The sequence below is a fragment of the Stenotrophomonas sp. KH_036_B genome, assembly GCF_057839485.1.
In genome coordinates, this window is sequence record NZ_CM174491.1 from 2,423,368 (window position 1) to 2,438,602 (window position 15,235).

Below are 15,235 nucleotides of genomic sequence, written 5' to 3' on the forward strand. Positions count from 1 at the left end.
CAGGCACGGCCAGGGCTGCGCGGATTCGCCCATCCGTCGATCGCCAGCCACGGTGGCGTTGGCGGAGGGGGCTTCAGCCCGCATCCCGGCCCCCGGCCCGGACCCGAGCCTGGACCCCACCCGGGTCCGGGTCCGGGACCACACCCGGGACCTGGTCCTGGACCTGGACCTGGGCCTGGACCCGGCCCGCATCCTGGCCCTGGCCCGCATCCTGGCCCTGGCCCACATCCAGGCCCGGGACCGGGTCCAGGCCCCGGTCCGGGTCCGCATCCGCCGGGTCCGCCGCCGGGCCCCGGACCGCACCCCTACCCGCCGCCTCCGCCGCCGCCCTACTGGGACCATCCGTTCTGGGATGCCGCCGCTGTCACCGCCGGTGTGGCGCTCACCGCCGCGGCCATCGGCTCGGTGGTGTACTCGCTGCCGGTCGACTGCAGCACGATCGTCGTCGACGGCATCGGCTACCAGCAATGCAGCAATGGCTGGTACCAACCGCGCTACGTGGGCACGACGGTGCAGTACATCGTGGTGGATGCGCCGCGATGACGCGGCGCATCGAGCACGACCTGCCATGTCGATGCGCCGGCAGCTGATTGCCTGCGCGCACTGAAGCCCCTTCCCCTCGCCCGCGGGCATCCCATGCAAACCCATCCCTGGTTCTGGATCCTCAGCCTGTTCCTGGTGCCGCTGCTGGCCGCGCTGGTGGTCAGCCTGTTCATCCGTCGGCGCGGCATCAGCGCCAATGCGGTGCTGGCCTGGTTCGTCATCGTGTGCTGGATCGGCGCACTGGCCGCGATCCTGTCCCAGGTGACCTGACGGTTTGCCGGCCAGCGGCCGGCACTACGGATGGCTTGCCGGCCTACGGATAGCTTGCCGGCCTACGGACGGCTTGCCGGCCAGCGGCCGGCACTACAGGGACTGGCCCAGCTCGATGAAGACGACGCGGTGGCCACCTTCGCGGACACCCACGCCGAAGATCAGCGGCCCGATCCACGAGTCGAAGCCCAGGAACAGGCTGCCGTTCCAGATGCCGTCGCTCAGCGACATGTCGCTGCGCTGCTGCCAGGCATTGCCATATTCCACCGTGCCGCCGACCTGGGCCGAGCGGCCCAGCACCTTGCCCAGCTCATACGTGTAGCCGGCGAAACCCAGCGCATAGTCCTGGCCGGTCAGCTCGTTCTGCTGGAAGCCAGCCAGCCGCCAGCGTCCGCCCAACCGGTACAGGTTCTGCACGGGCGCGGTGCCGGTTGCGGTCACGTGGTAGCGCAGGCCCAGCTGCACCGCATGCTGGCCGAGGGGAAACGCGCCCACTGCGTCCAGGTCGATCTGGCCGAACCGGCTGTCGGCCCCAAGCATTTCGCGGGACTGATACGTGCCCGCGTTGACCAGGAAACCGTCACGCGGGAAATACAGGCTGTCGATGTTGTCGTAGGTAGCGCTCGCGGTCAGCGCGCCTTCCTCGAAATCCGTGCGCGGCAGCGTCGGGTCGCCGATTTCCACCGAGGCGCTGCCGGTGTAGCGCTCCAGCCCCGCCCGCAGGGCAAGCACGTTGGAGACGTTGCGTACCAGATCCACGCCCGCGCCTGTGCGCCGCACCCGGAAGCGCGCCGTCTTGTTGCCGTCGCCGTCGTACACGTTGAAGGCGCGGGTCTGGAATCCACCCACCGCCTCGAAGGCATAGCGGTTGCGCAGATCGAAGGGGTGGTAATAGCTGCCGGTCAGCGCCGGCTCGCTGCCTACCTGCAGCGTCACCCGGGCTTCGGCGCCGTAGGGCGACAGCGGTGCGAACAGCAGCCCGGCGCGCAGGTTGCTTTCATGATTGCCCTGCAGGTCGTTGCTGAGCGTCCAGCCGGCTTCCAGGTAGGCGGGGCCGTTGGGCTTCTCGTAGGCACTCACCACCACACCCACCTGGCCATCGCGCTCGACCTGCTCGTAGCTGATGCTGGCCAGCGTATCCATGCCATAGGCGCGCAGCAGCCCGGCCTGCATGGCCTTGCTGTCCAGCGGCCGCCCCACCTCCAGCGGCAGGTAGGAGAGCAGCAGTTCATCGGCATAGCGGGTGTGGTTTTCCACCTCGATGAACGCGATGCCGGCCGCCGCGCCGTGCACGGCCCGCTGGTCGCGGGCGGCGAGCCAGCGCTGGTAGATTTCGGGTGGTTGGGAAAACGCGCGCAGCGCCGGCGCGGCCTGCTCGGCCGCCTGCTGGCCGATCTGCAGTGCCTCGGGCGCCTTGTCGAAATCGCCGGTCGCGACCTTGCCGGTCAGCTCCGGGGCAATCAACAGGTCCCGTGGCCCCAGCGTGGACAGCTGCTGGGCGGCGTTGCGCGTGGTCAGGAAGCCGCTGAGCTGCCCGATCACGTCCACCAGGCTCGCATCGCGGTCCAGGGCGCTCAACGGCGTGCCCACGTCCACCGCAATGACCCGGTCCGCGCCCATCGCCCGTACGATGTCGATCGGCACCTGGTTGGCCACACCGCCATCCAGCAGCACCCGGCCATCGATCGCCACCGGGCGGAAGATGCCCGGCAACGACATGCTGGCGCGCATCGCCATCGGCAGGCTGCCGTGCGAGAGCACCACCGCCTCGCCGGTGTTGAGATCGGTGGCGATGGCGCGGAACGGAATGGACAGCGCGTCGAAGTCGCCGCTGACCCGGCTGCCGCCGGTGGCCCGCTCGAACAGGCCGATCAGCTTCTCGCCCTGTGACATGCCGCCAGCCAACTGCACGCGTTTACCCTCGCCACCCAGGCCGATGCCGATGGGCGCCAGCTGCGCGTAATCGTCGGCCTTGCGCTGCAGCGAGCGCTCGCGTCGTGGCAGGGTGTCGCTGAACATCGTCATCCACTGGGTTTCCAGCACCACCTTTTCGATCTGTTCCGGGCTGCTGCCGGAGGCATACAGCGCGCCGACAAGGGCACCGGCACTGGTCCCGGCGATGCAGTCCACGGGAATGTGCAGTGCCTCGAGCTGGCGCAGGATGCGCACATGGGCGATGCCGCGCGCGCCACCGCCGCCGAGTGCCACGCCGATGCGGGGCCGGGTATCACCGGGGTCGCGGTGACCACAGCTGTTGCCGATGGGAACGTTGACCGTCTCCACCGCCTGCGCGGTGCCTGCCCAGCACAGCGCCGCCAGCAGGATCCATCGGATGGGGGTCATCGCCATGCGCTGCCCACCTGGATGTAGAAGGTGTCGTCTTCCGGTCCCCACGCGTAGTCGAGGCCGACCTGCATGCCCAGCGCGCGGGCGATCAGGTAACGGACGCCTGTGCCCTTGGACACCTGGCTGCTGCCGTCGCCGAAGCTGTTATGCCGGCCCCAGGTGCGACCGGCACCGACGAAGCCGATCAGCGACCAGCGCGGGGTGACGTTCCAGCGCAGCTCGCTCTCCAGCACGCCGGCGCGGGTGTCCTGGTAGCGCGCCGAGCCAATCCCGCGCAGGTCGATGTACGGCAACCGGTAGAACGGAATCTCGCCGTTGGCCCAGCGGGCATCCAGGCGCCCGCCCAGTACCAGGCGTTTGCCGAGCGGCCAGTAGCCATAGGCATGCCCGCGATAGCTCTGGAACGCGCCGTCGCTGCCGATGCCCGGCAGATAGAAGTTGCCTTCGATCATGCCCAGCCAGCCGCTCGACGGAGTGAACGTGTTGTCGCGGTTGTCGTACTCCAGCGACAGGCCCAGGCCGGAACTGCGCGAGGCCAGCTCCTTCGGGGTGAAGTTGTCGCGGTCGGACGCCACGTCGAACCCGATGTCGACGTCCATGTAGATCCAGGCCAGCCCCAGGTAGAGGTCGCGGTTGCCGAGCTGGCGGAACCCCTGCTGGAACGAGACCACGCCGTCCACGTTGTAGTCGATTTCCAGCGGTGGCAGGCGCTTGCCCGGCGTGTGGAAGCCCAGGTTCATCGACGCATCGGCAACGCCGCCGCGATAGCGCCAGCGGTCGTCGTCGAAATGCAGCGACGCCCCAACGCCGTAGGCCTTGCTGCCGTTTTCAGTGCGGATCGCCATGCCGCCGTAGATGTCCGGCGTGACCATCCGCGGCGCGCCATCGGCCTCCGCCGCCGTCGGGTCGCTCTCCTTGGGCCGGTGGAAGAACGCCAGCGCCAGGCCGCCGCCATTGCCCACGGCCGGGTCGGTGATGACGATCGGCACCGGCAGGAAACCGCGGTGCTCCAGCAGCCAGCGCGACATGTCGAACTGGCCGTCTTCGGCGTCACGGAACAGCGCGGCGCCGCCGGTTTCAGCGCGCGCCGTGCAGGGAAGCATCAGCCAGCACGCCAGCAGGTACAACGCATGGGCGCGGATCGACACAGGGCACCTCGTCGAGTGGAAACGGGGGGGTGCGTGCGGGCTTCACCGCGGGGCCATGCGTGAAAAGTGCGCGGCGGCGTACCGGCAGGAGGGATGGGTTCCGGCACGCCGTCACGCGGTGAACTCGTGGATGCCGTCAGGCCATCACTTCGCGGGCGCGCTGCCCGGCGGGAAACCGGCGAACAGCTTGTTGAGGCCGGCTTCGACAGCAGTGTTGACGCGGTCGGGTGAGCTCGGCACCGTGGCGCTGGCTGTGCCGCGCCAGACCGCCTGCTTGCTCCGCGCATCGAACATGTCCACCACCAGCGTGCCGACATCGTAGGTGCGCACCGTGGTGGTCGCGGTGCCCATGCCCATGCCGCCGCCCCAGCCGCCGCCACGCCACCCCCAGCCGCCCATGTTGCTGCCGCTGTAGAAGGTGTCCAGGCTCTGCCGTTGGCTGGTCACGATATGCGCGGCAAGCGCCACGTCACCGTTGGCCGCCTGGGTCCAGCCACGGGCCGCCAGGCGCGCGTCGATGCCATCCACGATGCGCTGCGTCACCAGTGGCGAGCCGCCCTGCGGCTTCATTGCCCAGCTGTAGGTCTTGAACGACGCGAAGTTCGCGCCGGGGTCGAAATCGGTGTGGACCGTGGGCGAAGATGCACAGGCCACCAGCAAGGTGGCCATCACCGCAGCTGCAAAGGCTTTCATCACACAGGACTCCCGCGCCGTGAACTGGCCACCAGCCTAGCGCTGGGCCCCCGGCGTGGTCATCCGCATAACTACGCAGCACGACCAGCAAAACTACCGGTTGCTGCAGCGGGCATGGGGCCAAGGGCCAATTGCCGCCGGCGCCCGCCGGGGCGATGGTGCTTCACCATGACAGAACGGGCGCCAGTGGTTGCGGTGGTCGACGATGAGGACGACGTGCGGCTCGCGCTGCGTCGGTTGCTTCGGTCGGCCGGGTTCGACGTACTGGCCTACGAATCGGGGTCGGAGTTCCTGCGCCACGCCGCGCGCAGCCTGCCCGACTGCGTGATCCTCAACCTGCGCATGTCCGGTCTCAGCGGCTTTGACGTACTGGCGACCATGAAGGAACGGGCGCTGCGGATTCCGGTCGTGGTGGTCACCGGCAACGACGGCCAGGAAAGCAGAACCGAGGCGCTGGCACTGGGTGCCGATGCCTACCTGTGCAAACCGGTGGATGCCGACGCGTTGATCGGCGCCACGCAGGCCGCGATCGAACGGCACCGCCGGCGCCGCCCCCCACCTCACCCCGGCTCCCCGGAGGCGTCATGAACCGTCCGCCGTTTCTGCCTCTGCGCACCGCGCGCCGTCTGTTCCTGGCGGTCGTCGCGACGCTCTGCTTCGCCTCCAATGCACAGGCCTCCTTCCTCAGTGGCGACGCCCTGGACACCGCCGCCAATGTCATTGCCTGGGTGGCGTTGGTGGTGGTACCGGTCGCGCTGATCACGGTGTTCTGGATGGTGCACATCCTTCCGGAAAAAATCGCCGAAAAGCGCAACCACCCGCAGCTCGAGGCGATCAAGACACTGTGCCTGCTGTCGCTGCTGTTCGGCGGCCTGCTGTGGCCATTGGCCTGGCTGTGGGCCTACACCCGGCCGGTGCTGCACAAGCTTGCCTACGGCACCGACCAGGGCAGCCACGAGCACGACAATGAAGCGTTGCGGCCCTTCCACGACGCCCGCGTCGAAGCGGAGCCCGCGCCGCTCGACACGGTGCCGGCCAACGACGCCCTCTGGCAGCAGCGGGTGGACACGCTCGAACGCCGCCTGGCCGCGATGGAAGCGTCGCGCCACGAACCGCCCACCGGCGCAAAGGGGTAAGCCATGGAAGTCATCCTCCTGCTCATCTACTCGTTCTTCGTCTGGCTGATCTTCTTCAAGTTCAAGTGGCTGCCGTGGAACTTCGTCTCACAGGTGGTGGTGATCTCGCTGCCGATCTTCGCCATGACCGCGCTCATCCTGGTCCTCAACGTGGTCGCCCCCTCCTCGTCGGACGTGCGTGCGATCAACTATGTCGTGCAGGTGGTGCCACGGGTAACCGGGCGCGTGATCGAGGTGCCGATAGAGCCCAACCGACCGTTGCGCAAGGGCGACGTGCTGTTCCGCATCGACCCGGTGCCGTACCAGCAGCAGCTGGCCGCCTTGGAAGCCAAGCTGCCGGAGCTGTCGGCCAAGCTGGACAGTGCCGACGCCTACCAGCGCGAACTGGGCGAGCAGCTGCGCGGCGCGCGGGCCACGCGCGCCGCGCTGGCCACGCGCCTGCAGCTGGCCGAACGTCGTGAGCGCCAGACCGGTGAACTGGCCACGGCCGGCGCCGGTACGCGCTTCGACCATGAGCAGGCACAGACCGAAGCGGCCAGCCTGCGCTCGGATCTGGTGAACACCACCGCGCAGATGGCCCAGGTACAACAGAAACTCTCGGCACAGACGACCGACGGCGAGCTCTCCGAAGTCGCCCAGGCCCGTGCCGGCATGGTGCAGCTGCAGGCGCAGATCGTCGAAGCGCGCTGGCAGCTGGAACAGACCGTGGTGCGCGCACCGGCCGATGGCAGCGTCATCAACCTGCAGCTGCGCGAGGGGTCCTATGCTGCCAGCCTGCCGCTCACCCCGGTGATGTCGTTCGTCGAGCGCGAACAGTGGATCATTGCCATGTTCGCGCAGAACGAGCTCGGCAACGTGGCGCCCGGCAACGAGGCCGAGATCGCGCTGAAGGTGTATCCCAACCGGATCATCAAGTGCAGGGTCGACTCGGTGGTGTGGGCCTCGGGCACCGGCCAGCTGCCGATCAGCGGCATGGTGCCGCAGACCGGCCTCACCCCGCTGCCGCCCGGGCGCATCGCGGTGCGGCTGCGTCCGGACGGCCGTGACCGCGATGTGTTCATCGCCATGGGCGCGCAGGGCCAGGGCGCCATCTACACCGAGCACGGCGCGCTGATCCACATCGTGCGCAGGGTGATCCTGCGCGTGGGCAGCAAGCTCGATTGGCTCGTGCTGAAGCTGCACTGATGGCCATGGACCGCCACCCGACGCGCCGCTCCCGCCCCTTGGCACGCATGGCCGGCCTCGCGCTGGGCGTGGCGCTGGTCGGCTGCGCCACCGCGCCGGAGCCCAGCACCGACCAGATCCGCGCCGAGGCGTTTGCCACCGTGGCCATTCCACCGAACTGGTCGGCGCAGGCCAGCCAGGCGCAGGTGGACCAAGGCTGGCTGGCCGCCTTCGCCGACCCGCAGCTGACCGCGCTGGTGCACGAAGCCCTGATCCGCAGCCCGGACCTGCTGATTGCGGCAGCGCGGGTTGAACAGGCCAACGCCCAGGTCGACATCGCCCAGGCGCAGCTGCGCCCGGCGATCGGCCTGATCGGGCGCGGCGGCTCCAAGCCCATCGCCGACCTGGTCCCGCTGCTGAGCGGCCTGATGCTGCGCCTGAGCTGGGAAATCGACCTGTGGGGGCGCCTGCGCTACGCGCGTAACGCGGCCATGGCCGCCAGCGACGCGCAGAGCGCGGACTACCGGTATGCGCAGCAGTCGTTGGCCGCCAGCGTCGCCCGCGCGTGGTTCACCGCCACCGAGGCACGCCTGCAACTGGCCCTGGCCACCGACCTGGCCGAGCGCGGCCAGCAGCTCACCGCGTTGGCCGAACAGCGCGAGCGGATCGGTGCCGGCAGCTCCAATGACACCCTCGCCACGCGCGCCGCCGCGGCAAACTACCTCGATGCGCGCGAGCAGGCCGAGATGGCCAGCCGCAGCGCCGCCCGCGCACTGGAAATCCTGCTCGGCCGCTACCCCGGTGCCACGCTGCAGGCGGCCGTGGCGCTGACCCCGCTGCCGGGCGCGGTGCCGGCCGGCATGCCCATCGATGCGCTCAACCGGCGCCCGGACCTGTATGCCGCCGAACGTCGCGTGGCCGCCGCGTTCGACAGGGTCGGCGAGGCGCGTGCCGCGATGCTGCCGGCGCTCTCGATCTCGGCGGGCTACGGCAGGCTCAGCAACGCGGCGGTACGTACCCGCGATGACCTGGAGCAGACCACCTCCAGCGTTGCCGCCACCGGCACCCTGCCGCTGTACACCGGCGGTGCGCTCACCGGACAGGTGCAGCTGCGCTCGGCCGAGCAGAAGCAGGCGGTGGCCGAGTACACGCGCAAGGCACTGGTGGCGCTGGCGGAAGTGGAAGACGCATTGACCGCCGAGCGCATGCTGGCGCAGCGCGAGCGGCTGCTGTCCGATGCATTGGCGGCGAACGAACAGGTCGCGCGGCAGGTGGACGCGGCCGAACGCATCGGCCGTTCCGACCAGCGGGCCGTGCAGGCGCAGGCGCTGGAAACGCTCGCCGCACGCTCGGCCCTGCTCAGTCTGCAGCGCGAACGGCTGAGCCGCCGGGTGGATCTGTATCTCGCGCTGGGCGGCGACTACGCCGTGGCAACGCAGGCTCCGGCGCAGGATTCCGGCCCCCCAGGCCCATCGCCCACGCCAGCGGATGGCACCTCACCCAGATAGACGGGGTTCCCCATGTACTGGATGCTGCTTCTGGTTCCGCTGGCCATCGTTCTGCATCACCTCATGCCGGGCAATGCGCTGCTGGTGTTCGGCGCCACCGCGCTGGCCATCGTGCCCCTGGCCGCATTGATGTCGCGCGCCACCGGCGCCTTGGCGGCGCGCCTGGGGCCCAGCATCGGCGGCCTGCTCAACGCCACGTTCGGCAACGCCGCCGAGTTCATCATCGCGCTGGCCGCGCTGCGCGGTGGGCTGCACGGCATGGTCAAGGCGTCCATCGCCGGCACCATCATCGGCAACATCCTGTTCGTGCTGGGCCTGTCGATGGTGCTCGGGGGCCTGCGCCACGGCCACCAGCGCTACGACGCGGCCAGCGCCCGCATGCAGGCCACCATGCTGACCCTCGCTGTGATCACGCTGATCCTGCCGGCGTCCTACCGCGCCGTGGTCCCCGGTGCGGAAACCGCGCTGCAGGACATCAGCCTGGTGCTCTCGGTACTGCTGTTGCTGGTCTACCTGGCCACCGTGGTGTTCACCCTGCGCTCCGCGCGCAGCGGCGAAGGCGGCGAACAGGCCGCGCATGACGCACACGGTGCGCCGATGTCCAATGGCCGCGCCGCGCTGCTGTTGGGCGCTACCAGCGTGGGCATCATCTGGCTCAGCGAGATCCTGGTCAGCGTCGTGGAACCGGCCAGCGAGCAGCTCGGGCTTTCCGACGCGTTCACCGGCGTGTTCGTGCTGGCCGTAATCGGTGGCGCCGCGGAACAGGCCACCGCGCTGGTGGCCGCACGAAAGAACCAGATGACGTTGAGCATGTCCATCGCGCTCGGGTCGGGCGTGCAGCTGGCGCTGCTGGTGGCCCCGTTGCTGGTGCTGCTCAGCTACGTCGTCGGCCCCGCACCGATGAGCCTGGAATTCGGCGCCGGACTGATCCTCAGCGTGCTGGTGGCGGTGATCATCACCGGCCAGGTCGCCACCGACGGGCACTCGGACTGGCTGCGCGGCGTGCAGCTGCTGGGGCTGTATGTGATCCTGGCCACGCTGTTCTGGTTCGTGCCGGACGTGGCGGCGTGACCGCGCATGCGCACTGCCCTGCCCCTGCTGCTGCGTAGCCACCGGTACACGCTCCTGTTCGTTGCGCTGCTGGCCACGGTCACCGTGGGGCCGCTGCTGGAGGCCCTGTCCTTCGGCCACCGGGCGATGGAGCTGCTGCTGTGCATCAGTCTGGTCACCGCGCTGACGCCGATCGGCCGGCCCGCGCTGCGCTACCCCATGCTGCTGCTGGTGGTGGTGGCACAAGCGCTGCGCTGGTTTGCGCGCGATGCGAGCGACGCGCTGGTCCTGACCGGCGCGGTGCTGTGGGGCGTGCTGGCCACCGTGGCCGCCTGGCATGCGGTGCGCCACTCGCTGTCCAGCCCCCGGGTCCGCACGGAACATCTCGCGGCTGCATTGAGCGCCTACCTTTTGCTGGGCATCTGCGGCGGTGTGGTGTTCGCCGCGCTGTCGGCCATCGCACCCGGCTCGATGTCGGTCGGCGGACAGCCCGCGCATGAGGGGTTGGGCATGGGTGCCTCGATGTACTTCAGCTTCGTGACCCTGGCCACGCTCGGCTATGGCGACATCACCCCGGCCAGCCAGGTGGCACGCGGGCTGGCCACGCTCGAGGCCATCACCGGCCAGTTGTACCTGGCGTTGCTGGTGGCCCGCCTGGTCGGTCTGGGCAGCGCAACGGTGGCCCGATGAACGTCGACCGTCCATGAGCACGCTGCTTCCCCGCCGGTTGTCGCTGTCTGCCAGCCTGCTGGTCCTGGCGGCATGGGCGTGGCCGGGCGTGGCCGCTGCCACACCCGCAGCGCCACCCGCGTCCGCGCCCACCGCTGCGGCTCCGTCGGCCACGGCCCGCTGGTTCAACCGCGACCTGGTGACGTTCCGCGCGTCGCTGTATGGCAACACGCCGGCGATGCGTGCGCGCGCCGCCGAAGGCAACCTGGCCCGCATCGTCGACCAGCCGGGGCACGCCACCGTCTCGACCCAGAACGTGCCACAGGGCAGTGTGATCCTGGCCGACGGCCAGCTGGTCACCGTCCTGACGCCGGCCGACCGCGACGTGCTGCGCAATGAAACGCCGGCCCAGCAGCGCGACCGTGCCGTGCAGCGCATGCAGGCCGCGCTCGCCGCCGCCGAACAGGCCCGTCTGCCGCAGCGGTTGCTGGCCGGCGCGGCATGGACGCTGCTAGCCACCTGCGTTGCGATCGCGGTGCTGTGGGCGCTGCGCGGGTGCGCGCGGCGCATGCGCCGCCGCGTCGATGCCTGGGTGCAGCGACGCGTGCACAAACTGCGCAGCCCCTCCGCGCGGCAGCTGCTGTTCGGCCTGGTCACCAGCGCGCGCAGCCTGGGGCGCCTGATCGGCTGGCTGGTGGTGCTGGTGCTCATGGAGGAATGGCTGCGATTCGTGCTCGGCCGCTTTCCCTATACCCAGCCGTGGGCGGACGCCATGGCGGGCTGGATCGGCGAACGCCTTGCCGGGTTCGGGCGCGCCACCCTGCAGGCCCTGCCCGACCTGGTCAGCGCGGCCCTGATCTTCCTGGCGGCACGCGTGGTGGTACAGGCGGTGCGCATCGTGTTCGAAGGCGTGGCCAGCGGCCGGTTCCAGTTCGTGGGCATCGACCAGCCCCTGGCCGAGCCCACCCGCAAGATCATCACCGTGGTGATCTGGCTGTTTGCACTGGCCATGGCCTATCCCTACCTGCCCGGCGCGGAGACCGACGCGTTCAAGGGCCTGAGCGTCTTCGTCGGCCTGATGGTGTCGCTGGGTGCATCGAGCATCATCGGCCAGGCGGCCAGCGGCTTCACCCTGCTCTACTCGCGCACCATGACCGTGGGCGATGTGGTGCGGATCGGCGACACGGAGGGCGTGGTGCAGCAGATCGGGCTGTTCACCACGCGTCTGCGCACCCCGCTGGGCGTGGAGATCAGCTTCCCCAACAACGTGGTGCTGTCCGGCGAGCTGCGCAACTACTCGCGCGACCCCGAGGGTCCAGGACTGTGGGTGGAAACCTCGCTCACCATCGGCTACGACGCGCCGTGGCGGCAGGTACACCGGCTGTTGAAGCAGGCCGCCGCCGATACCGACAGCGTGGTGGCCGAACCACCGCCGCACGTGGTGCAGTCCGAACTGGGCGACTTCGCGGTCACCTACACGCTGCGCGCCCGGGTCATCGACGTCGCGCATCGATGGCAGGTGCGCAGCGCGCTGCTCGCGCATATCCAGGATGCGTTCAATGCCGCCGGCGTGCAGATCATGTCGCCCAACTACGAAGCGGATCCAGCGTCGGCCAAGATCGTGCCGAAGGAACACTGGGACGGTCGGCCACCCACGATCAACGCGCCGTAGCGGGTTCGGCGCGATCGTCCAGCGGGGTCCAGCTGCTGTCCGGGTCGAACAGCGTCATGTCACGCGCCACCTGTTCCGTGTCCGGACCGAGGTCCTTCTCATACACGGTGCCGGCGTGGCTGATCGTGTAGCTCATGACGCCACTGTCGCCGTAGTGTGCCGGCCAGGCGACCAGGGCGAATCCACGGGTCAGGCTGCCGGCCACGGTATACGGGTAGGCACCGCGCGGCGCCGACGGGCCCTGCCCGAGCAGGATCTTGTAGTGATAGCCATGCCACTCCCCCTCCGGCGTCTCGCCCCCGAACAGCGGTCCCAGCGGGCTCTCGCCGCCGGCATCGGCCGGCCAGTAGAGCCCGTCCTGCTTGCCGTCGCTGCTGCGCAGCCGCTGCGCATATTCGGGCAGCGTATCGCTGTTGCGATCGCGTCGCGCATACTCACGCTGCGCATCGGCATAGGCCAACACCGCCTGCACCGCCTCGCGTTCGTTGCGCCCGATCCGGCGTGCACGCAGTTCGGGCTCGCCCGCCTTCAGGTCGAAGGCCCAGCCGCCGCCCTGGCGGGTCAGCGGCACCGGCAGCGTCCATCCTTCACTGCCCACCGCCAGCAGCGATTGACCCGCGTCGCTGGCCTTGATGGCATGTTGCCTGTGGTACTGGGTGATGAAGGCATCCACGTCCTTGCGCTCGATACTGCCGCGCGGCACGTAGTCCTCCCAGTCGGCCCCCAGCACGGTGGCCAGCTGCTCCGGATGCTGGTCGCGCGCTTCCAGCGCACTCACCAGGGCGTCGGCCGCGGCGCTCGCGGTGGGATAGGCCTGCTGGGCGCCGACCGGCGTGGCCAGCAGCAGCGTGCAGGCCAGGGTCAACAGGGAAACACGAACGCTCATGGGGATTCTCCGATCAACGGCGCCGGCCACCGCCACCGCCACGGGGCGCAGCGGCGGGCCGATTCATCGGCCGCCCCTGCGGACGGGACGCAGCGGGACGTTGCGAACTCTGCATGCTGCGATGCCCGCGGTTGGCGTCGGCACGGGATTCGGCCGGATTGCGCGCACCGCTGAAGGCGTTGTTGTGCTGGCTGCCCGGTGGTCGGCCCTGCTGACCCGGTGAGCGCTCCAGGCTGCCCGGCGGGCGGCCCTGGCCGGCCTGACGCTGGCCCATCTCGCGCTGCGAGGCGCCGGCGCGATCGCGCGCTTCACGGTTGCTGGTGGCCGGCGCGTCGAAGCCGCGGCTCTCCAGCGACTGCCGCGCACGGTCGCGCTCGGCCGCGCGGGCATCATCGCGGCCCCGATACGCCTCGCGCTGCGCCCCGCCCCCGCGCTGGCCGTCAAAGCGCTCGCGGGTGGCGTTGTCACGATAGGGCACGCCGTCGCGGTTGGCCGCATTGTGCTTCCACTTGCCATCGCCGCGGTTGATCTGGCGGTTGCTGTTGAACTCGTTGTAGCGGTTCACGTCGATGTCGATATCGCCGTGGCCCCAATCGAGGTCGCCCCACAGCGCGCCACCCACCGCAACGCCGATACCGAAACTGAGCAGCGCCCCGCCCGGGTAGTAGTAGGCCGGCGGCGGGTAGTAGTACGGCGGATAGCTGGGGTACGGCCAGCTGCCATACACCACGCCGGGGTCGTAGCTGGGCACGTACACCACCTGCGGGTTGGCCGACTCGATCACGATGGTCTGCGGTGCTGCAGGTTGATGGGCCACCGTCTGCTGCTCGTTGGACGCCAGGTGGCCTGCAGCCTCTGCCTGCTTGCGCAATCGCTGCACCGATTCCATCACCGCATCCGGCTGGGCCAGGAACGCGTCGCCCATCTTCTGCACCCAGGCCGGGTCCTGCCCAAGGACGGCCAGCAGCTGGGGAAACGCAGCGAGCGACTGCACGCTGGGGTCCCACGCCTGGTTGGCGACCTGGCGTACCGCTTCCTCGCCCTTGGCGTCGGGATGCGCCTTCGACCACGCGACCGCGTCGGCCACATCGCCGGGGTAGCTCGACGCCATCAACACCTGCGCCAGCAGCGCGTCCGGATACAGCGCCACCGGCGCCAGCATCTGGTCGAGCTGTTCGCGCGAGAACGTGCCGTTCGCCGCAGTCGTGGCCGGTGCGCCGGCGCCGCCGGGGGGAGGCGCGGCAGCGCCGGCGCTGGCCAACGCCAGCAGCACCGCGGCCGCCAACGCCTGGATCATGTGCGTATGCATGCAACCTCCGCTGCAACGGGCGAGCACTGCCCGCCGTCAGAATCAGGGTTTGGCGCCAGCCTGCACGCCCTTGTCGACCACCAGCTTGGCCACCACCTTGCGCGCGCCGCTGTTGCTGCCGCTGCCCGCATCCGGCGCCACGCCCATGCCATCCCCGGCGCGCACGCGACCCGGGGCCAGCCCGGCGTGCTGCTGCAGGTAGTTGGCCACGGCATTCGCGCGCTGGGTGCTGAGCCGCTGGTTGGCGGCGGCATTGCCGGTGGCATCGGTGAAGCCCTGCAGCACCACCGCATAGTTGTGGGTCTGCTTGGCCTTGGCCGCGAAGGCGTCCAGGTCGGACCTGGCCTTGCCGGACAGCGTGGCACTGCCGGAGTCGAAGGTGACCTCCGCCGCATCCAGCTGCTCATAGGTACCAAACTCGTCCATCCGCTTGTTCATCGCGCCCACTTCGGCGTTGGTCGTCGCCATGCCGGCCTGGATCTGCCGGGTGGTCCGCAGGTCTTCGGAGCGGAAACTGATCTCGCGGGCGTCCACATGGTCGCCCGAGGCAGCCCCTTCCACCGTGACCGGCAAGCCAGCCGCCAGCACGCTGCGGTCGGTCTTCTCGTGGATCACATTGGTCAGGCCCTTGGTTTTCTTGTAGACGGTATCGGAAGACACATCCACGGTATGCGCCGTGCGCGACTGGTCGACCACGGTGATGGTGTCGCCCTGGACGGCGGTGATGACGCCCTTGAACCGGGTCTTCGTCTCGTCCGCTGCCACCGCAGTCAGCGCGATGAATGCGCCAATGAACAACAGGGTGCGGGCAGGTGCCCGGCTCGGGTTGCGCGTGGCCATT

The 15,235-nt window shown here is 69.6% G+C and carries 15 protein-coding genes; 9 read left to right on the plus strand and 6 right to left on the minus strand.

The window, feature by feature from the left end:
- Positions 1–375 precede the first annotated feature (375 nt).
- Both AC3ITN_RS10855 and AC3ITN_RS10860 read left to right on the plus strand, forming a co-directional pair.
- Positions 376–543: a hypothetical protein gene (locus tag AC3ITN_RS10855; protein ID WP_489390494.1), complete on the plus strand. Its 168-nt coding sequence runs from the start codon at positions 376–378 to the stop codon at positions 541–543.
- Positions 544–636: 93 nt separating this feature from the next.
- Positions 637–813, plus strand: a complete 177-nt coding sequence (locus tag AC3ITN_RS10860) for a hypothetical protein (RefSeq protein ID WP_313341081.1) — start codon at positions 637–639, stop codon at positions 811–813.
- 93 nt (positions 814–906) lie between these two features.
- Here AC3ITN_RS10860 and AC3ITN_RS10865 read toward each other — a convergent pair whose 3' ends face one another.
- The 3 genes from AC3ITN_RS10865 to AC3ITN_RS10875 form a co-directional block, all read right to left on the minus strand.
- The gene (locus tag AC3ITN_RS10865; RefSeq protein WP_489390495.1) at positions 907–3,162 is read right to left on the minus strand and encodes a patatin-like phospholipase family protein; all 2,256 of its coding nucleotides are present in this window, start codon (positions 3,160–3,162) and stop codon (positions 907–909) included.
- Positions 3,153–4,307, minus strand: a complete 1,155-nt coding sequence (locus tag AC3ITN_RS10870; RefSeq protein ID WP_489390496.1) for a BamA/TamA family outer membrane protein — start codon at positions 4,305–4,307, stop codon at positions 3,153–3,155. Before AC3ITN_RS10870 ends, AC3ITN_RS10865 begins: the two co-directional genes overlap by 10 nt.
- Positions 4,308–4,451: 144 nt before the next feature.
- Positions 4,452–5,000 carry a DUF4136 domain-containing protein gene (locus AC3ITN_RS10875; protein WP_489390497.1) on the minus strand — a complete coding sequence of 183 codons (549 nt, stop codon included), beginning with the start codon at positions 4,998–5,000 and terminating at the stop codon, positions 4,452–4,454.
- Between the two features lie 168 nt (positions 5,001–5,168).
- Here AC3ITN_RS10875 and AC3ITN_RS10880 point away from each other — a divergent pair, with 168 nt between their 5' ends.
- The 7 genes from AC3ITN_RS10880 to AC3ITN_RS10910 are packed head-to-tail and all read left to right on the plus strand — an operon-like array spanning position 5,169 to position 12,199.
- A complete protein-coding gene (locus AC3ITN_RS10880) occupies positions 5,169–5,588 on the plus strand; it encodes a response regulator transcription factor (protein WP_313341071.1) in 420 nt (139 codons plus the stop codon).
- Complete coding sequence (locus AC3ITN_RS10885; RefSeq protein WP_489390498.1) at positions 5,585–6,136, plus strand: DUF3302 domain-containing protein; 552 nt, start codon at positions 5,585–5,587, stop codon at positions 6,134–6,136. Before AC3ITN_RS10880 ends, AC3ITN_RS10885 begins: the two co-directional genes overlap by 4 nt.
- 3 nt (positions 6,137–6,139) lie before the next feature.
- On the plus strand, positions 6,140–7,321 hold the full coding sequence (locus AC3ITN_RS10890) for an HlyD family secretion protein (RefSeq protein WP_489390499.1): 1,182 nt from the start codon (positions 6,140–6,142) through the stop codon (positions 7,319–7,321).
- A complete protein-coding gene (locus AC3ITN_RS10895) occupies positions 7,297–8,808 on the plus strand; it encodes an efflux transporter outer membrane subunit (RefSeq protein ID WP_489390500.1) in 1,512 nt (503 codons plus the stop codon). Before AC3ITN_RS10890 ends, AC3ITN_RS10895 begins: the two co-directional genes overlap by 25 nt.
- Positions 8,809–8,820: 12 nt before the next feature.
- Positions 8,821–9,879, plus strand: a complete 1,059-nt coding sequence (cax, locus tag AC3ITN_RS10900; protein ID WP_313341059.1) for a calcium/proton exchanger — start codon at positions 8,821–8,823, stop codon at positions 9,877–9,879.
- A gap of 6 nt (positions 9,880–9,885) precedes the next feature.
- Positions 9,886–10,548, plus strand: a complete 663-nt coding sequence (locus AC3ITN_RS10905) for a potassium channel family protein (RefSeq protein ID WP_489390501.1) — start codon at positions 9,886–9,888, stop codon at positions 10,546–10,548.
- Between the two features lie 13 nt (positions 10,549–10,561).
- Positions 10,562–12,199: a mechanosensitive ion channel family protein gene (locus AC3ITN_RS10910; protein WP_489390502.1), complete on the plus strand. Its 1,638-nt coding sequence runs from the start codon at positions 10,562–10,564 to the stop codon at positions 12,197–12,199.
- Here the strand turns inward: AC3ITN_RS10910 and AC3ITN_RS10915 are convergent.
- Genes AC3ITN_RS10915 through AC3ITN_RS10925 form a run of 3 tightly spaced genes read right to left on the minus strand, consistent with a single transcriptional unit; the run spans position 12,186 to position 15,234 of the window.
- The gene (locus tag AC3ITN_RS10915) at positions 12,186–13,085 is read right to left on the minus strand and encodes a DUF2950 domain-containing protein (RefSeq protein ID WP_489390503.1); all 900 of its coding nucleotides are present in this window, start codon (positions 13,083–13,085) and stop codon (positions 12,186–12,188) included. The genes AC3ITN_RS10910 and AC3ITN_RS10915 overlap by 14 nt on opposite strands.
- Before the next feature lie 13 nt (positions 13,086–13,098).
- On the minus strand, positions 13,099–14,394 hold the full coding sequence (locus AC3ITN_RS10920; RefSeq protein ID WP_489390504.1) for a DUF3300 domain-containing protein: 1,296 nt from the start codon (positions 14,392–14,394) through the stop codon (positions 13,099–13,101).
- 42 nt (positions 14,395–14,436) lie between these two features.
- Complete coding sequence (locus AC3ITN_RS10925; RefSeq protein ID WP_313341048.1) at positions 14,437–15,234, minus strand: OmpA family protein; 798 nt, start codon at positions 15,232–15,234, stop codon at positions 14,437–14,439.
- Position 15,235 lies beyond the last annotated feature (1 nt).